Genomic DNA, 18,543 nt, shown 5'->3' with positions numbered 1-18,543 from the left:
CAGGGTTTTTGCTTTACAATTTCAGGGCGTACTCTTGTCGCATGAATAACAAAAAAGTTAAGTCCATGAATGCAAATCCATGAATGATAGTAAGGCATTGATTCTGGTTGTTGACGACGATGTCGCTATCCGGGAGTTGTTGGAGGAGCACCTGACCCGTGTGGGGTACGGAGTGCTGACCGCAGCGGATGGCGAACAGATGCAGTCCCAACTGGATTCCGCCCATGTCGATCTTATTGTGCTTGATGTAATGCTGCCCGGTGACGATGGCTTTACCCTTTGCCGGCGGATACGGGAACAGTCGAGAGTGCCCATCATCATGCTGACAGCAAGTTCCGACGAAACCGACCGGGTGGTAGGTCTTGAGCTGGGCGCTGATGACTATCTCGCCAAACCATTCAGCGCCCGGGAGCTGCAGGCCAGAGTCAAGGCCTTGCTCCGAAGAGCGAGTTTTGCCCGATCTGACAACCCTCGGTTCCTACTCTTTGATTGCTGGCGCCTCGACACACTTGCCCACGAATTGATCTCGGAAGATGGCGAGACGGTCCCCCTTTCCGGAGCCGATTTTGCACTGCTGCAGTTGTTTCTGGCCAACCCCAACGAAGTGCTGGACCGGGACACCATTTCCGATGTAACCCGGGGGCGCGAGTCCATGCCCCTGGATCGGGTTGTGGATGTGGCGGTCAGCCGCTTGCGCCAGCGTCTCGGTGATCATGGGCGAAATCCAAAATTGATAAAAACAGTCCGGGGAGCGGGATATGTTCTGGCCGCTTCGGTAAGACATGCCAGCGAGTAACCGCAGGGGAGAAGGCAAACCACGCCGGTCATGGCGGCTGGTGCCATCGTCCTTGCTGGGGCGGATCCTGCTGCTGACATTGCTGGCCATGGGAGTTGCCCAGGTGGTTTCAAGTCTGGTCTGGGTCGGCACTTTCCGGGCCCATCAGATTGAAGGTCTGGTCAGTACTACCCGTAACCTGGCCTATTCGGCGGCGGCCACCACACAGTTCTTCAAGTCTCTGCCCTTGCAGTACCGACACATTGTTCTCGACCAGTTGCGGGACATGGGAGGCTCCCGGTTTTTCGTTTCGCTCAACGACAGACGCATCGACATGAAAGCCTTGCCCGACAGTGAGCGCAAGCAACTAGTCAGAGAGGAGGTACTTTCGGTTCTCAGGAGTCGGTTGGGTAATAGCGTGAATTTGCATGTTGATTTCGTTCACCCGGATGATCTGCGGATTCTGAATGCCGAGCTGCCACTGGATGCCCTGCCAAGGAGCTGGGCGCACTATGCGCTGACTCTTGAGCCCATCAAACCGCCGGTGTTGGTCACCCAGGTTGAGGTCGCCGACGGGGAGTGGTTATATCTTGCCTCTCTGTTGCCGGCGCCCTATGTCTCGCTGGAGGACGAGAGCATTCCGGGCCAGCAGATTCTGTTCATCCTGGTGATGATTGGCATTCTGTTTCCGGTGCTGGCCTGGCTGGTGCGTCAGCAGACCCGCCCCCTGCGCACGCTTGCCAAAGCAGCGCGAGACTTGCCTCTGGATGAAAAACAGCCGCCGTTGAGTGAGCAGGGTAGTGCTGAAATCGTTGCCGTTACCCGTGGTTTCAACACCATGCGTCGACGCCTGCAGAGCTTCATCGGTGACCGGGACCAGATGTTCCGGGCCATCTCCCACGACCTCCAGACCCCCATCACCCGCCTGCGCCTGCGGGCCGACCTGATCCAGGACGACGCCATGCGGGGCCGGTTGGAGGATGACCTGCTGGAGCTGGAACTGCTGGTGAAGGGCGCGCTGCAGTCCCTCAAGGACACCGACATACACGAGAACGTGGAGCCGGTGGACATTGAACGGTTGGTGGCGCGCATGGCCGAGGCCTACCGGGACGGCGACCAGTCGCTGGTGACGGTGCGGGGCCACAGCCTGCCGTACCGGGGCAAGCCGCTGGCCCTGTCCCGCTGCCTGGGCAACCTGCTGGACAACGCCGTCAAGTACGGCGAGCGGGCGGTGATCACCCTGGAGGACTCCGCCGACCGTCTGTGGATTCGGGTGGACGACCGGGGGCCGGGTATCCCCGAGGCCGCGCTGCCCCGGATCTTTGACCCCTATTACCGGCACGATTGCCAGCACCAGGAGGGCCACGGCCTGGGCCTGGGCATTGCCCGCAACATTGCCCACAATCATGGCGGCGAACTGACCGTGGACAACCGCCCCGGCGGCGGCCTGCGGGTAACCCTGGACCTGCCCCGCCGCTAATCCGCCGTGTCCCGGACCGCCCTACGGGGCCGCGCCCGCTATGTAACAAGCCTGTCACATCGGGTTTTCAGTTTGATACTTAGCCGGCCAGCCCCTTGCCCTATACTCGTTGAGTGATTCTTGACCGATTGGCCCCTGGCTGCCGGTCGTCGCTGACAAAAATAACAAGGAGTCTGTATGAACCGCATGACCCGTACCCTTGGCGCCCTGGCGCTGTCTTCCGCCCTGATGCCCCTGGGTAATGCCCAGGCCGGTGAAGTGGAAGTCCTGCACTGGTGGACCTCCGGTGGCGAAGCGCGCGCGGCCGCCGCCCTCAAGGAAATGATGGTTGCGCAGGGCCACACTTGGAAAGACTTCGCGGTGGCCGGCGGTGGCGGTGAGGCTGCCATGACCGTGCTCAAGACCCGCGCCGTTTCCGGCAACCCGCCCGCCGCCGCCCAGATCAAGGGCCTGGACATCCGGGAGTGGGCAAAGCTGGGCTTCCTGACCAGCCTCGACGACGTTGCCGCTCAGGAAAACTGGAACCAGCTCATTCCCCCACGCATTGCCGACGTGATGAAGTACGAAGGCCATTACGTGGCGGTGCCGGTAAACGTGCACCGGGTCAACTGGCTGTGGGTGAACCCGGAGGTACTGGCCAGGGTGGACGCCAAGGTGCCCACCACCCTCGACGAGTTTTTCACCGTCGCCGACAAGCTCAAGGCCGCCGGCATCATTCCGCTGGCCCACGGTGGCCAGCCCTGGCAGGACGCCACCGTGTTCGAAGCGGTGGCACTGGCGGTACTCGGGCCGAAGGACTACAGCCGGGCGTTCGTGGACAACGACATGGACGTAATCAACAGCGCGAAAATGGAAGAGACCTTCGCCAGGTTCGCTAAGGTGATGAGCTACGTGGACGACAACGCCGCGGGCCGGGACTGGAACACCGCCACCGGCATGGTGATAAAGGGCGAGGCAGCCATGCAGATCATGGGTGACTGGGCCAAGGGTGAATTCACTGCCGCCGGCCTGACGCCAGGCAAGGACTACCTGTGCGCTCCGGCGCCGGCCACCTCGGGTGACTTTACCTTCAACGTGGATTCGTTCGCCATGTTCAAGCTGAATAACGAGGACAACGTGAAGGCCCAGAAGGACCTGGCCCGCACCATCCTGTCGCCGGAGTTCCAGACCGTCTTCACCAAGGCCAAGGGCTCCATCCCGGTGCGCACGGACATGGACATGTCGGATTTCGACGCCTGCGCCCAGGACTCCATGGACGCCTTCAGGGCCACCGCCAAAACCGGCGGGCTGGTGCCCAGCTTCGCCCATGGCCTGGCCAACACCAGCTACGTGCAGGGTCAGATTTTCGATGTGGTGACCAACTTCGCCAACTCGGACAACCCGGACCCGGCCGAGGCCACCGATCAATTGGCGGCTGCCATCCAGGCCGCACTGTGATCTGACCGGGGCCACCGCGTCGGTGGCCCCGTCGCTGCTTCCGGAGAACCCCCATGGAACAGATCCAATATCATCCCGCGCGAGTGGCCAGGGCGCCGTCGCGTCTGCTGGACGGGCTCCAGCGCTGGCTGCCGAAGCTGGTGGTGGCCCCCACCTTTGTTCTGGTAGGCATTGGCGTGTACGCCTTCATGCTGTGGACCGGCGTGCTCTCGTTCACCAGTTCCAGCTTCCTGCCGGTGTACGACTTTGTCGGCTTCGATCAGTACGCCAAGCTGATGGCCAATGACCGCTGGCTGACTGCCTCCGTCAACCTGGGCATCTTCGGCGGCCTGTTCATTCTAAGTTGCCTGGTTATTGGAGTGGTGCTGGCTATTTTTCTGGATCAGCGGATCCGTCAGGAAGGCGCTATCCGCACCATCTACCTCTATCCCATGGCCTTGTCGATGATTGTCACCGGCACCGTGTGGAAGTGGATCCTGAACCCCAGTCTGGGGCTGGAGAAGCTGATGCATGACTGGGGCTGGACGTCATTCAGTTTCGACTGGCTGGTGAGTTCGGATATGGCCATCTACACCATCGTGATGGCTGCTGTCTGGCAGGCCTCCGGGTTCGTTATGGCCCTGTTCCTGGCGGGGCTTCGTGGGGTGGATTCTGCCATTATCCGGGCCGCCCGGGTCGATGGCGCCAGCCTGCCGCTGATCTACTGGAAAATCATCCTGCCCTCCCTGCGGCCGGTGTTCTTCAGTGCGGTGATGGTACTGGCCCACATCGCCATCAAAAGCTTTGATCTGGTCATGGCCATGACCGCCGGTGGTCCGGGCTACTCCACCGATCTGCCGGCGGTGTTCATGTACGCCCATACCTTCACCCGGGGCCAGATGGGCCTGGGGTCGGCCAGTGCCATGCTGATGCTGGGCGCCATACTGGCGCTGATCGTGCCTTACCTGTACTCGGAACTGAGGGAGAAACGCCATGACTGATGTGGTTCGCCCGGGCTTTCGTCCCAGCCGCGTGGCCATCTATGGGCTCCTGCTTCTGGCCGCGCTGGTGTATCTGATCCCGCTCTTCATCATGCTGGTGACCAGCTTCAAGACGCCCATGGACATTCGCACCGGCAACCTGATGGCGCTGCCCACGGACTGGACCACCATCGGCTGGACCAAGGCCTGGTCCGAGGCCTGCACCGGTGTCCAGTGCGAGGGCATACGCGGGTATTTCTGGAACTCGTTCAAGATGACCGTGCCGGCGGTGCTCATTTCCACGCTGCTGGGCGCCTTCAACGGTTATGTGCTGTCCAAGTGGAAGTTCAAGGGCTCCGACCTGTTCTTCGGCATGCTGCTGTTCGGCTGCTTCGTGCCGTTCCAGGTGGTTCTGCTGCCCATGGCCGCAACCCTGGGCAAACTTGGCCTGGCCAATACCACTGCTGGTCTGGTTCTGGTGCATGTGATCTACGGGGTGGCTTTTACCACGCTGTTCTTCAGGAACTACTACGTGGCCATTCCAGATGCCCTGATCAAGGCCGCCCGGCTGGACGGTGCCGGCTTCTTCACCATTTTCTTCCGCATCCTGCTGCCGATGTCCACGCCCATTTTCATGGTGTCGCTGATCTGGCAGTTCACCCAGATCTGGAACGACTTCCTGTTCGGGGTGGTATTTGCCAGTGGCGACAGCCAGCCCATCACCGTGGCGCTTAACAACCTGGTAAACACCAGTACCGGGGTGAAGGAATACAACGTGGATATGGCTGCGGCGATGATTGCGGCGCTACCGACGCTGGTGGTCTATATCGTCGCCGGCAAATACTTCATCCGGGGGCTGACCGCCGGATCTGTCAAAGGCTGACCTGAGAGGACAACAACAATGTCTCAACTGGAACTGCGGAGCATCCGCAAAACCTACCCGGGAGTTGCCGAGGAAACCCTCAAGGGCATCGATATCGACATCGCTTCCGGGGAATTCCTGATACTTGTCGGCCCGTCCGGCTGTGGCAAATCCACCCTGATGAACACCATCGCGGGCCTGGAAACCATCACCGACGGTGCCATCGTGCTCGACGGCAAGGATATCTCCAGCATGGAGCCGAAAGACCGGGACATCGCCATGGTGTTCCAGTCCTACGCCCTGTACCCGACCATGTCGGTGCGCGAGAACATCGCCTTTGGCCTGAAGATCCGCGGCCTGCCGAAGCACGAGATTGATCAGGAAGTGGAAAGGGTGGCCGACCTGCTGCAGATTTCCCAGTTGCTGAACAAGAAGCCGGCGAACCTCTCCGGCGGTCAGCAGCAGCGGGTGGCCATGGGCCGGGCCCTGGCCCGCCGGCCGCGCATTTACCTGTTCGACGAGCCGCTCTCGAATCTTGACGCCAAGCTGCGGGTGGAAATGCGTACCGAGATCAAGAAACTGCACCAGCGCCTGAAAACCACCATTGTGTACGTAACCCACGATCAGATCGAGGCCATGACCCTGGCGGACCGGATTGCCGTGCTCAAGGACGGTGAGTTGCAACAGCTGGGTACACCGAAAGAGGTTTACGACCGGCCGGAGAACCTGTTTGTGGCCGGCTTCATGGGCTCACCGGCCATGAGTTTTGTGCCGGTGACTGTGGAGCAGGGAGAAAGCGGTCTGCAGGCGGAGGTACGTGGTAACGGCGGACGGGCCATCAAACTGCCGGTACCGGAATTTCTAGCCGACCGCGTGGGCCGGGACGTGATTCTGGGCATCCGCCCGGAGCACATCACCCAGCCCCAGGATCAGAAAAACGACCAGACCCTCGTGGCCAGGGGCGAATTCACCATCGAAGTGACCGAACCCACGGGCCCGGACGTCATCGCGCTGATTCAGCTGAACGACACCAACGTGCACTGCCGGATCGACCCGGAGCACCCGGTGGAGTGGGGTGAAACCGCCGAATTGATGTTCGACATGAAGAAGGTGGTGTTCTTCGACCCGGACAGCGGTCGGCGCATCGCCCCGGCGTGAGCGGTGGCCGGCCAGTCAATTGAGAGTGGCCGCGCGCAGGGCGCTCTCCCCGTCCAGCCTGAGGGCAGTTACCCCGAATACCCGGCCGAATCCGATTTACACGGTCAGTGTCGATGAGAAGCCAGGGGTGCAAGCGATTGGTTTGACGGCTCCCGACTTGCCGCCGGTTCCGGGCAAGGCGCCGACTGTGAGCCGGAATTATGAGTATGTTCACACGCCCAAGCATGGTTCCTGGCTCAACCTGATCGAATGTGCCTTCTGATGTTGATCAATTCACGCAGGAAACCTGTCCCGGGTCTTGTTGGCAATGCGCACCAGCATCAGCATCAGCGGCACTTCCACCAGCACGCCAACCACCGTCGCCAGGGCGGCGCCGGATTGCAGGCCGAACAGTGCGATGGCGGCGGCTACGGCCAGTTCGAAGAAGTTGCTGGCGCCGATCATCGCGCCGGGTGCCGCAATGCAGTGGCGCACTTTCCACAGTCTGGCCCAGCCGTAGGCCAGGAAGAAGATCAGGAAGGTCTGTACGATCAGCGGCACGGCAATCAGCACAATGTGAAGGGGGTTGTTCAGAATCACTTCGCCCTGGAAGGCAAACAGCAATACCAGGGTGACGATCAGCGCTGCTGGCGTGACCGGCCCAAGGCGCTTCATGAACACCTCGTCGTACCAGCGCTGGCCGTGGCGGGCAATCAGCGTGCGGCGGGTCAGGTAGCCGGCGGTCAGCGGTATTACAATGTACAGCACCACCGACAGGAACACGGTATCCCAGGGCACCTGAATATCGGAAATGCCAAGCAGGAACACCACAATGGGTGCAAAGGCGAACAGCATGATGAGGTCGTTCAGTGACACCTGCACCAGGGTGTAGGCGGCATCGCCTTTGGTCAGGTAGCTCCAGACGAACACCATCGCGGTGCAGGGCGCGGCACCCAGAAGAATCGCGCCGGCCAGGTATTCGCTGGCCAGTTGCGGGGCAATAAACGGCTCGAACACCACCGTCAGGAAGAACCAGGCGATGGCAAACATGGTGAACGGTTTGATCAGCCAGTTCACGATGGTGGTAATGGCCAATCCTTTGGGCTCTTTGCGCACGCCGACCACGGCACTGAAATCGATCTGCGCCATCATCGGAAAAATCATCGCCCAGATCAGGATGGCGATGGGGATGGACACCTGGGCGTATTCAAAGCGGGACAAGGTCTCTGGTACCGACGGTGTCAGCTGACCCAGGGCCACGCCGGCGATGATCGCCAGGGCCACCCAGACTGACAGGTACCGCCCGAAAAGGTCCATGCCTTCGGAGGACGGCGTCACCCTAACTTCCCTGGTGTTGTCCATTTTAATGTGAGGTCCCCCTTTACTCGGTGCGCTGGAGATTCTATTATGCATTAAAATATATATGTGGCAACTCAAATATACGGAATTGAAGATATGAAGCGCCGCGTTTTGTTCGTCTGCACCGCCAACAGTGCCCGCTCACTGATGGCGGAAGCGTTGCTCCGGGACGTGGCGGGGGACCGGTTTGAGGTGGCCAGTGCCGGTACCGAGCCAACCAGTCCGCACCCTATGGCATTGCAGGTTCTGGAGGAAGCCGGCATCTCCACGGAGGGTCTGCACAGCAAGCGGTTGGCGGATGTGCAGGGGAGCGACTGGGATTACGTCATTACTCTCTGCGAGAAAGCCGCCCACGAATGCGGCACCCTGTGCCAGCCGGCCCAGCCGATTGCCTGGGATTTTGCCGACCCGGTTCCGGCAAACCGCCACGGGACCTTTGCCCTGACGCTCAAGGAAATCAAAGAGCGTATCGCACTTTTTGCCCTCGTCCATCAGAAAGAAACCGGGTCAAAACCGTTCAGTTATGACCCGGTGGCGGTGTTCAAGGCATTGGCCGATGACTTCCGCCTGGCTGCGCTGCTGCTTATCCGGAACCAGGAACAACTCTGCGTCTGCGAGCTGACCGAAGCCTTTGGCGTCTCCCAGCCCAAAGTCAGCCGGCACCTGGCGACCCTGCGGGAGGTTGGCATGCTGACAACGGAGCGCCGGGGGCAGTGGATTTACTATTCGCTGAATCCACAGTTGCCTTCGTGGCTGGTTCGGGTGCTGGACGAAACGGCCACCAGCAATACCGCATTGATTAAGAGCCCGCTGGAGCGGCTGCAGGCCATGGCGGATCGGCCGGCTGTCCAGTGCCTGTAGTCATTACGTTGTTTACTGGATTGACCAGACCCTTCAGGAGCACATCATGAGCAAGATCAGAATCGGAATTAACGGATTTGGCCGCATCGGTCGCCTGGCCTTGCGGGCTGCCTGGGGGTGGCCGGAGATGGAATTTGTCGCCATCAACGATCCGGGTGCGGATGCCGGCACCCTGGCCCACCTGCTCAATTTTGACAGCATCCATGGCCGCTGGCGCCATGACGCCTCTGCCGATGGTACGGAGATTGTTATCGAGGGGCAGCGACTCCGCGTGACCCACAACAAGACCATCGGCGAAACCGATTGGTCCGGCTGCGACCTGGTGATTGAGGCCAGTGGCGTCAACAGGAAAGTCAGCGCCCTGCAGGGGTACCTGGACCAGGGGGTGAAGCGGGTGGTGGTTACCGCACCGGTGAAGGAAGCAGGTGCCAGGAATATCGTGGTCGGCGTAAACGACGACATCTTTGATCCTGCCAACGACCGCATCGTCACGGCCGCCTCCTGCACCACCAACTGCCTGGCGCCGGTGGTAAAGGTGATCCACGAGAAACTGGGCATCAGGCACGGTTCGATCACCACCATTCACAGCCTCACCAACACCCAGACCATCATCGATGCGCCCCACAAGGATCTGCGCCGGGCCAGGGCCTGCGGCAGTTCGTTGATCCCGACCAGCACCGGTTCCGCGACGGCGATTATCGAGATCTTCCCGGAACTGAAAGGGCGGCTGGATGGCCACGCGGTGCGAGTGCCTTTAACCAATGCGTCGCTGACCGATTGCGTGTTTGAAGTGGAAACACCCACGGATCGCGACACCGTGAACCAGCTGTTGAAAGCAGCGGCAGAGGGTGAATTGAAAGACGTTCTGGGATATGAGGAACGCCCGCTGGTGTCCATCGACTACAAGACCGACCCGCGTTCCTCCATCGTTGATGCCCTGTCCACCATGGTGGTCAACGGTACCCAGGTAAAAATCTATGCCTGGTACGACAACGAGTGGGGCTACGCCAACCGCACCGCCGAACTGGCGCGCCGGGTGGGCTCGGCGTGATATGACGGCCGCCATCCGACAGTACCTGATTATCACCGGTAACTACTGGGCTTTCACCCTCACCGATGGTGCCCTGCGGATGCTGGTGGTGCTGCATTTCTACCAGTTGGGCTATTCGCCGCTGGAAATCGCCCTGCTGTTCATCTTCTACGAGTTTTTCGGGGTGGTGACCAACCTGGTGGGCGGCTACCTGGGCGCCCGCGTGGGCCTGAACCGTACCATGAATATCGGGCTGGGCCTGCAGATTGTCGCGCTGGCCATGCTGGCGGTGCCGGCGGCCATGCTCACCGTGCCCTGGGTGATGGCCGCACAGGCACTCTCCGGTATCGCCAAGGACCTGAACAAGATGTCCGCCAAGAGCGGCATCAAGTTGCTGGTGCCGGATGAGCAGCAGGGCACCCTGTACAAGTGGGTGGCGATTCTTACCGGCTCCAAGAATACCCTCAAGGGTGTGGGGTTCTTCCTGGGTGGCGTGTTGCTGGTGGCCGCTGGCTTTAAAGGTGCGGTCGTGATCATGGCAGTGGCGCTGGGCCTTGTGTGGCTGGCGAGCCTGTTCCTGCTCAGGCGGGAGCTGGGCAAGAGCAAGGCGAAGCCGAAGTTCCGTGAAATCCTGTCCAAGAGCCGGGCGATCAACGTACTGTCCGCCGCGCGCATGTTCCTGTTCGGGGCCCGGGATGTCTGGTTTGTGGTGGCCCTGCCGGTGTATCTGCACACGGTATTTGGCTGGGATTTCTGGCAAGTGGGCGGTTTCATGGCCATCTGGATTATCGGCTATGGTTTTATCCAGGCCATCGCGCCCCGGATTACCGGGAATAGGGAAGGCAAGCAGCCGGCCGTGCTCTGGGCGGCTGCCCTGGCGTTGATTCCCGCCGCCATTGCCAGTGGCCTGCTGGCTGGCTGGTCGCCTCAGTTTGTCGTCATCGGCGGTCTGCTGCTGTTCGGGGTGCTGTTTGCCATCAATTCCTCCCTGCACAGCTACCTGATAGTCTCCTACGCCAGGGGTGATGGCGTGTCCCTGGATGTGGGCTTTTACTACATGTCCAACGCCGCCGGACGACTGCTGGGAACGATTTTGTCCGGTTGGGTCTATCAGGCTTATGGCCTGGAAGCATGCTTGTGGATATCCTCAGTGTTGGTGGTAATGGCAGCGATGTTGTCGCTCCTGTTGCCAGATCGTCGCGCCGTGGCTGTCTCGCAAACCGGACGACCAGCGTCGTGACCGGCCTGGAGGCTTGTGAATGGTTCGGAGTTGCCCGGGCGAGCCGGTTTTGAAGGCACTATTGCTGGAAGGCGTCCGTGTCGGCAGCCTGGATGAGGTATCGATGGCTGTGCCCGGAGGGCAAGTGGTCTGCTTGTCCGGGCCTTCCGGCAGCGGTAAAAGCCGGTTGCTGCGTGCCGTTGCAGACCTGGAGCCCCATGGCGGCAGCATCTCGCTCAATGGCACCGATCAGCTTTCCCTGCCAGCGCACCAGTGGCGCAGGCGTGTGGTGATGGTGCCGGCGGACAGCCAATGGTGGTTTGATGATGTGGCTGCTCACTTCCCTGGTACGACTGGTGACCTGCTACCACCGGCGCTGGGTTTTCCTCCAGAGGTGATGGGCTGGTCGGTCAGCCGGCTGTCTTCCGGGGAGCGGCAGCGTCTGGCGCTCTGGCGCGCCCTTGCCATGCAACCGGAAGCGCTGTTGCTGGATGAACCTACTGCCAATCTGGATGGCGAGACCACGGAAACCATTGAAATCTGGCTGCTTGAGGAGATTCGACGGCGGCAGATTGCCACCCTCTGGGTTGCCCACGACCCGGCGCAGATCCACCGCGTCGCCAATGCACACTACCGGATTTACGGAGCCAGACTGGAGCCTGTCCATGGACGTGATTGATCTGGTCTGGTGGAAACTCGGGCTGGCAGCTCTGCTGATTCTGGCCCTGGCGGTGACCGGGTATCTGGCCCGACTGGGCATTACCCGCAACCTGCTGGTTGCCGCTTTGCGCACGGTCATCCAGTTAGCCCTGATCGGACTGGTGCTGGAGGTCCTGTTCGCCTCCTCCGGGTTCTACTGGATTGCCCTGATGGCATTGGTCATGCTGCTGGTCGCGGGCAGGGAAGTGGTAGCGCGCCAGAGCCGGCGGCTGCAGGGAGGGTGGGCCTTTGGTATTGGTACCGGGGCTATGTTCGTGTCCTCCTTTACTGTCACGGTGCTGGCGCTGAGCGTGGTGATCGGCCCAACCCCCTGGTATGCCCCTCAATACGCCATTCCGTTGCTGGGTATGATGCTCGGCAACACCATGACCGGTGTCAGCCTGGCACTGGACCGGCTGAACGAGTCGGTCTGGCGGCAACGGGCGGTCATCGAGAACCGGCTGATGCTGGGGCAAACCTGGCAGCAGGCACTGGAGGATATCCGGCGGGAGGCCATGCGCAGTGGCATGATGCCTTCGATCAACGCTATGGCGGTTGCCGGTATTGTCAGTTTGCCGGGCATGATGACCGGTCAGATTCTGGCGGGCAGTCCGCCTGCGGTGGCGGTGAAATACCAGATTCTGGTGATGCTCATCATCACGGCAGGCACCGGTTTTGGTGCAGTGATGGCGGTCTCCTGGGGTGGCCGCAGACTGTTTGATGATCGAGAACGTTTGCGTCTGGACCGGTTGGTAAAGTCCTGAGCCAGGGAGAAAAGACAACAATAATGATCGACCTGCTAAGACGTTACCCCCTGCCTGTTATCGTGCTGGCCCAGTTGTTCGGTACTTCCCTGTGGTTCAGCGTTAACGGCGTCTGGTTATCGCTCTCCGGCGAGCTGGGCCTCACGGAGACCGATCTGGGCCGGCTGACGCTGGCGGTCCAGGCCGGCTTTATCGTGGGCACTCTGACCATCGCTGTAACCGGGCTGGCGGACCGGTTTGGCGCCAGCCGGATTTTTGCGGTGTCGAGCCTGCTGGGGGCATTGGTGAACGGTGGATTTGTTTTTGCCGCCCATCTGCCACCCCTGGATTTCCTGCTGCGGTTTGCCACAGGCCTGTGCCTGGCCGGTATCTATCCGCTCGGCATGAAAATGGTCATTGCCTGGACACCGAAATACGCCGGCGCGGCCCTGGCGTGGTTGGTGGGCATGCTGACACTTGGCACCGCATTGCCTCATCTTATGCGCGGCGCCACATTCGGCCTGCCCTGGGAGTTGCCGTTACTGGTGGCATCGGTGTTGGCGCTGGCTGGAGGTGCCATGGTGTTCCTGTTGGGTGACGGGCCGCATCTGCCCAAAAGCAGTGGTCCCATACCCCTGAGTCAGGGTCTGGCGGCATTGCGTATACCCAGGTTTCGGGCGGTCGCCGGTGGCTACTTCGGGCACATGTGGGAGCTTTATGCCTTCTGGACGCTGACGCCCTTACTGATTGGCCGGGAGTTGCAGCGTTTGGGTGCGGATGACGGGCTCATCCCCTGGCTGGCTTTTGCCGTAATCGGAATAGGGGCAGCCGGTTGTATCGGTGGCGGCAGACTGAGCCGTACCAAGGGGAGCGAATGGGTTGCCTGGCGGGCCCTGATGCTTTCAGGAACTGTTTGCCTGGTATACCCCTGGTTAAGCGGGCTGTCGCCGGTGCTCCTGATTGCCTTGCTGTTTGTCTGGGGGCTTGCGGTAGTCGCGGATTCGCCGCAGTTCTCCGCCCTGGCGGCGGCCACGGCGCCGCGGGAATCGGTAGGCTCGTCGCTGGCGGTAATGAATGCCGTGGGGTTCGGGCTCACCTTGCCGGCCATCTGGCTGACCAGCGGCTTGTGGGGTGACCTGGGGGTCTGGGTGGCGCTGCTGCTGGTGCCCGGCCCGGTATTCGGGCTCTGGTCGCTGGGCCGGGCCAAGGCGTAGGCCGGTTTACCGGTATTCCGACAGCCCGACAGCCAGAACTCTGCGGATGTGTGAGCGTCTTGCCCTGGCCGGGCTTTTTGACGAATTGCGCAAGCTTGGTTCGGCAAGCTGTCCCACCGCTTGTGGCTGATAGCTGCCCCGCCTAGACTCAAAGCAGTCTGACAGTTTTGACAAGGAGTGGTGTTGATGGCATTCCATACCCTGGATGGCAATGAAGCCGTGGCCTCGGTGGCCTATCGATTGAGTGAAACCATTGCCATCTACCCGATCACCCCGGCTTCGGCGATGGGTGAACACGCGGATGACTGGGCTGCGCTTGGCAAGCCTAACCTTTGGGGCCAGGTGCCGGGCGTGGTGGAAATGCAGTCCGAAGCCGGGGCTGCTGGCGCGATGCACGGAGCGCTGCAGGCGGGTTCGCTGGTGACCACGTTCACCGCCTCCCAGGGACTGCTGCTGATGCTGCCCAATCTGTTCAAGATTGCTGGCGAACTGTCGCCTTTTTGCATGCACGTTGCCGCCCGCAGTGTTGCCACCCATGCCCTGTCTATCTTCTGTGACCACTCCGATGTAATGAGCGCCCGAGGAACGGGTTTTGCGCTACTGGCCTCGGGCTCGGTGCAGGAAGCTCAGGATCTGGCCGCCATTGGCCACGCGGTAACCCTGGAAAGCCGGGTACCGGTGATGCATTTCTTTGACGGCTTCCGCACCTCCCATGAAATCGGCAAGATTGTGGCGCTCAGTGACGAGGACTTGCAGGCACTCGTGTCTCATGAAGGGGTGGAAGAACATCGCAACCGCCGGATGACCCCCGACCGGCCAGTAGTAAGGGGCACTTCCCAGAATCCGGATGCGTTTTTCCAGGCCCGGGAAGCCACCAATCCGTTCTATCGGGCATTTCCGGAACGTCTGGAAGCCGTCATGGGGCGATTTGCTGAAATCACCGGTCGCCAATATCAGCTGTTCGATTACCTTGGCCATCCGGAAGCGGAGCGAGTGGTTATCCTGATGGGGTCCGGCGCCGAGTGCGCCCACGAGACTGTGGAATGGTTGATGGCGCAGGGGGAAAAGGTGGGCGTCCTCAAGGTGCGGCTGTTCCGGCCCTTCGCCACGGACCGTTTCCTGCAGGCGCTGCCCGAGACCGTGAAACACCTGGCGGTACTGGACCGGACCAAGGAGCCCGGTGCCCAGGGCGAGCCTCTTGTGCTGGAAGTCAGCGGCGCGCTGATGGAGGCCTATAGCCGGGGCGACCGGGAGATTTTGCCCCGGGTGATCGGCGGGCGTTACGGCTTGTCCTCCCGGGAATTCACCCCGGCCATGGTCTGCGCGGTCTTTGACCAGTTAAAGGAGACGTCACCGAAAACCCGCTTTACCGTGGGCGTCCGCGACGACGTGACGCACCTGTCGCTCGACGTGGACAGCGAACTGGATATCGAGTCACCGAAAACCCGCCGGGCACTGTTTTTCGGCCTTGGGGCCGATGGCACGGTCAGCAGCAACAAGGCCAGCATCAAGATCCTCGGCGAGGGCACGGATCTGTTTGCCCAGGGCCACTTTGTCTACGATTCCAAAAAATCCGGCGCTACCACCGTGTCGCACCTGCGCTTCGGGCCGCTGCCGATCCGCTCCAGCTATCAAATCCGTCAGGCCCAGTTCGTGGCCGTCCACGCGCCGCAGTTTCTGGAGCGGTTCGATGTGTTGGAACATGCGGCTCCGGGCGCCACGGTGCTGCTCAATGTGCCCTGGGCTCCGGACCAGGCCTGGGATCGGTTATCCGTGGAAGCCCAGCGGGTATTGGTCGAGCGCAAGGCCCATCTGTTCGTGATTGATGCCGCTGAGGTGGCGGAAAAGGCCGGTCTGGAGCGACGTATCAACACCGTCATGCAGGTGTGCTTCTTCGCCCTGGCGGATATCCTGCCCCGTGATGAGGCCATTGCCCAGATCAAGGAATCCATTCGCCAGACCTGGGGCCGTCGTGGGCCGGAGGTGGTGCGTCGCAATGTGGAGGCAGTGGATTCTGCCCTGGCGAACCTGCATGAAGTGTCTGTGCCGGAGGCGGTGACGGCAACCCGCCGTCGTCCGCCAAGGGTTCCGGAAGATGCGCCGGACTTCGTCCGGAAAGTCACCCGTCTGCTGATGGATGGGCAGGGTGAAAAGCTGCCAGTCAGCGCCTTTCCGCCGGACGGTACCTGGCCGACCGGCACCAGCCAGTACGAGAAACGCAGCATTGCCCAGGAGATTCCGGTCTGGGAGTCGGACCTGTGTGTGCAGTGCAACTTCTGCGCGATGATCTGCCCGCACACCGCCATCACCTGCAAAGTCTTCGAGCCGGAGGCCGGCCAGGGGGCCCCGGAAACCTTCGAAGCGGTACCCGAGACCCATACCCCGGAACTGGAGGGCCTCGACTATCGGATTCAGGTGGCGCCGGATGACTGTACCGGCTGCGGTTTGTGTGTAGAGGTCTGCCCCGCCAGGGATCGGACCCAGCCAAAGCGTAAGGCCATCAACATGAGGCCGGCGGAAAAACACCGGGAAGCGGAGGCGGAAAACCTGGCGTTCTTGCGCAACCTTCCGGACGTTCCCCGGGATCGTATCCCCCGGGATTTCAAGTCGCTGCCGCTGTTAATTCCCCTGTTTGAGTATTCCGGCGCCTGCGCCGGCTGTGGCGAGACTCCGTACATTCGCCTGCTCACCCAGTTGCTGGGCGATCGCCTGCTGATTGCCAATGCCACCGGCTGCTCGTCTATTTATGGCGGCAACCTGCCCACGACGCCTTACACGGTGGATGCGGATGGCCGGGGGCCGACCTGGAACAACTCGCTGTTCGAGGATGCCGCTGAACTGGGTCTGGGCATGCGAATGGGACTGAACAAGCTGGTGGCCCGGGCCCGACAGTTGCTGGACGGACTGAAAGAGCGGCTGCCCCCCGAACTCTACGGCGCCCTGACGGGCCCCTGTGCCACTGTCGACGAGACCGCCGTGGCGGCACGGCGGGAAGCGGTGGGCTGGCTGCATGATTGGCTGGCGGATCAGCAAGGCCCGGAGACACAGGAACTGGCCGGCCTGGCGGATGAACTGTGCCCGAAGAGTGTGTGGGTGATTGGCGGAGACGGCTGGGCCTATGATATTGGCTACGGTGGTCTGGACCACGTGCTGGCGTCGGGCCAGAATCTCAAATTGCTGGTGCTGGATACCGAGGTGTACTCCAACACCGGGGGCCAGCAATCCAAGGCTACGCCTATGGGTGCGGTTGCCAAGTTTGCCGCCGCCGGCAAGGAAACCCGCAAGAAAGATCTGGGCCTGCTGGCCATGAGCTATGGCCATGTCTACGTTGCCCAGATTGCCATGCAATCCCATAGCAATCAGACCGCCAAAGCTCTGCAGGAAGCCGAAAGCTTTGATGGCCCGGCACTGATCATTGCCCACAGCCCCTGTATTGCCCACGGCTATGATCTGGTGTATTCCCCAGCCCAGCAGCGCCGGGCGGTGGACAGTTGGGCCTGGCCGATCTATCGCTTCGACCCCCGCCGAATTCACGAGGGCCTGCCACCGTTACAACTGGACTCCGTGCGCCAGAAAGTGCCCATGAAGACCTATATGCAGGAGGAAGCCCGCTTCCGCATGCTGGAACTCAGGGATCCACAGCGGTATGAGCAACTGGTGACCGCGGCCAGCGAAGCGGCGAAGGACCAACGCGAGCTGTACATGCAACTGGCGGGCATTCACTTTGAGCCCCATGAGCCGCCAGCAGACCAGGACAAGGGAGTAGACAATCATGACTGACCTGACAATCCAGTGGCTCGGGCTCGACCTGCGCTCGCCCCTGGTGGTTGGTGCCAGCCCACTGACCGATGATCTGGACGCCCTCAAGGCCTGCGTGGATGCCGGCGCCGGTGCAGTAGTCATGCATTCGCTGTTTGAGGAGCAGTTGGTGGCGGAACAGATGGCCGCCCACCACTTTATCGATTCCCGCATCAACATGGATGCCGAGGCACGCTCGTTCTTCCCCGAATCCGAAGTGTTTGAGATGGGTTCCGGCAGCTACCTGAAACGCCTGGAACTGCTGCAAAGCGCGCTGGATGTTCCAGTGATTGCGTCGCTCAATGGCACTTCCCCCGGGGGCTGGACCCAGCATGCCCGGGAGTTGGAAAACGCCGGCGCCTCCGCCATCGAGCTCAACCTTTATGATCTGGTCACTGACCTGTCCGATACTGCCGCTACCCTGGAACAGCGCCAGACCGATGTGGTGCGCTCGGTGGTGGAGCAGGTCACCATCCCGGTCAGTGTCAAACTGTCGCCCTTCTATTCCGCGCTACCAGCTTTTGTCGCTGGCGTGGAAGCGGCGGGCGCCCGGGGGCTGGTGCTGTTCAACCGCTTCTTTCAGCCGGATATGAATCTGGATGAGCTGGAACTGAGCCGGGAGGTGGTGCTGTCCACCAACGCCGAACTGCCTCTGCGGCTGCACGGCGTTGCCATGCTGTATGGTCGGACAGGCCTTGAGATGGCCGTTTCAGGTGGCGTTCATAGTGGCGACGATGCCGCAAAGGCGATCCTGTCTGGCGCCACTGCTGTACAGGTCGTCTCAGCCTTGCTGGCTGAGGGACCCAAGGCTCTGGCCAGGATCACTGAAGAGATGACGCGCAGACTGTCCGGAATGGGCTACGACTCACTGGCCGAAGCCCGGGGCGTCCTTTCCATGGAAAACGCCCCGAACGCTCAAACCTGGGAGCGATTGAACTACGCCCGCCTGTTACATGGCTGGAGATGAAGT

Annotated in this window: 15 protein-coding genes and 1 pseudogene; 15 read left to right on the top strand and 1 reads right to left on the bottom strand. The window is 61.3% G+C overall.

Annotated features, from left to right (window positions below; translation table 11 throughout):
- Positions 1-79: 79 nt before the first annotated feature.
- The 7 genes and pseudogenes from NLK58_RS11660 to NLK58_RS11630 all read left to right on the top strand — a co-directional run.
- The gene (locus NLK58_RS11660; protein ID WP_117618698.1) at positions 80-796 is read left to right on the top strand and encodes a response regulator; all 717 of its coding nucleotides are present in this window, start codon (positions 80-82) and stop codon (positions 794-796) included.
- Positions 783-2,255, top strand: coding sequence for an ATP-binding protein (locus tag NLK58_RS11655; RefSeq protein WP_117618697.1), 1,473 nt, complete (start codon positions 783-785; stop codon positions 2,253-2,255). Before NLK58_RS11660 ends, NLK58_RS11655 begins: the two co-directional genes overlap by 14 nt.
- 177 nt (positions 2,256-2,432) lie before the next feature.
- Positions 2,433-3,692, top strand: a complete 1,260-nt coding sequence (locus NLK58_RS11650) for an ABC transporter substrate-binding protein (protein WP_117618696.1) — start codon at positions 2,433-2,435, stop codon at positions 3,690-3,692.
- A gap of 53 nt (positions 3,693-3,745) precedes the next feature.
- Positions 3,746-4,672 carry a carbohydrate ABC transporter permease gene (locus NLK58_RS11645; protein ID WP_117618695.1) on the top strand — a complete coding sequence of 309 codons (927 nt, stop codon included), beginning with the start codon at positions 3,746-3,748 and terminating at the stop codon, positions 4,670-4,672.
- Positions 4,665-5,534, top strand: coding sequence for a carbohydrate ABC transporter permease (locus NLK58_RS11640; protein ID WP_117618694.1), 870 nt, complete (start codon positions 4,665-4,667; stop codon positions 5,532-5,534). The genes NLK58_RS11645 and NLK58_RS11640 overlap by 8 nt, the downstream gene beginning before the upstream one ends.
- Positions 5,535-5,552: 18 nt before the next feature.
- Positions 5,553-6,671 (top strand): ABC transporter ATP-binding protein, encoded by a 1,119-nt coding sequence (locus NLK58_RS11635; protein WP_117618693.1) that lies wholly within the window; start codon positions 5,553-5,555, stop codon positions 6,669-6,671.
- A 76-nt stretch (positions 6,672-6,747) separates the two neighbouring features.
- A pseudogene (locus NLK58_RS11630) lies at positions 6,748-6,903 on the top strand (IS630 family transposase); the annotation flags it as partial.
- A gap of 41 nt (positions 6,904-6,944) precedes the next feature.
- Here NLK58_RS11630 and arsB read toward each other — a convergent pair.
- Positions 6,945-7,967, bottom strand: a complete 1,023-nt coding sequence (arsB, locus tag NLK58_RS11625) for an ACR3 family arsenite efflux transporter (protein WP_264756484.1) — start codon at positions 7,965-7,967, stop codon at positions 6,945-6,947.
- A gap of 138 nt (positions 7,968-8,105) precedes the next feature.
- Between arsB and NLK58_RS11620 the strand changes: the two genes are divergently transcribed.
- The 8 genes from NLK58_RS11620 (at position 8,106) to NLK58_RS11585 (ending at position 18,540) form a co-directional block, all read left to right on the top strand.
- Entirely contained in the window at positions 8,106-8,870 is a 765-nt protein-coding gene (locus tag NLK58_RS11620; RefSeq protein ID WP_341580799.1) for a metalloregulator ArsR/SmtB family transcription factor, read from the top strand.
- 46 nt (positions 8,871-8,916) lie between these two features.
- Positions 8,917-9,921, top strand: coding sequence for an ArsJ-associated glyceraldehyde-3-phosphate dehydrogenase (locus tag NLK58_RS11615; RefSeq protein ID WP_117618690.1), 1,005 nt, complete (start codon positions 8,917-8,919; stop codon positions 9,919-9,921).
- A gap of 1 nt (position 9,922) precedes the next feature.
- Positions 9,923-11,140 carry an organoarsenical effux MFS transporter ArsJ gene (arsJ, locus tag NLK58_RS11610; protein WP_117618689.1) on the top strand — a complete coding sequence of 406 codons (1,218 nt, stop codon included), beginning with the start codon at positions 9,923-9,925 and terminating at the stop codon, positions 11,138-11,140.
- Positions 11,141-11,159: 19 nt separating this feature from the next.
- Positions 11,160-11,798: an ATP-binding cassette domain-containing protein gene (locus tag NLK58_RS11605; RefSeq protein WP_117618688.1), complete on the top strand. Its 639-nt coding sequence runs from the start codon at positions 11,160-11,162 to the stop codon at positions 11,796-11,798.
- Entirely contained in the window at positions 11,785-12,582 is a 798-nt protein-coding gene (locus NLK58_RS11600) for an ABC transporter permease (protein ID WP_117618687.1), read from the top strand. Before NLK58_RS11605 ends, NLK58_RS11600 begins: the two co-directional genes overlap by 14 nt.
- A gap of 23 nt (positions 12,583-12,605) precedes the next feature.
- Positions 12,606-13,775: an MFS transporter gene (locus NLK58_RS11595; RefSeq protein WP_117618686.1), complete on the top strand. Its 1,170-nt coding sequence runs from the start codon at positions 12,606-12,608 to the stop codon at positions 13,773-13,775.
- A gap of 186 nt (positions 13,776-13,961) precedes the next feature.
- The gene (gene nifJ / locus NLK58_RS11590; protein ID WP_341580798.1) at positions 13,962-17,555 is read left to right on the top strand and encodes a pyruvate:ferredoxin (flavodoxin) oxidoreductase; all 3,594 of its coding nucleotides are present in this window, start codon (positions 13,962-13,964) and stop codon (positions 17,553-17,555) included.
- On the top strand, positions 17,548-18,540 hold the full coding sequence (locus tag NLK58_RS11585; RefSeq protein ID WP_341580797.1) for a dihydroorotate dehydrogenase-like protein: 993 nt from the start codon (positions 17,548-17,550) through the stop codon (positions 18,538-18,540). Before nifJ ends, NLK58_RS11585 begins: the two co-directional genes overlap by 8 nt.
- Positions 18,541-18,543: the final 3 nt, after the last annotated feature.

It is taken from the genome of Marinobacter metalliresistant (assembly GCF_038098645.1).
Lineage (GTDB): Bacteria > Pseudomonadota > Gammaproteobacteria > Pseudomonadales > Oleiphilaceae > Marinobacter > Marinobacter metalliresistant.
This window is presented reverse-complemented; position numbering and strand designations above follow the sequence as displayed.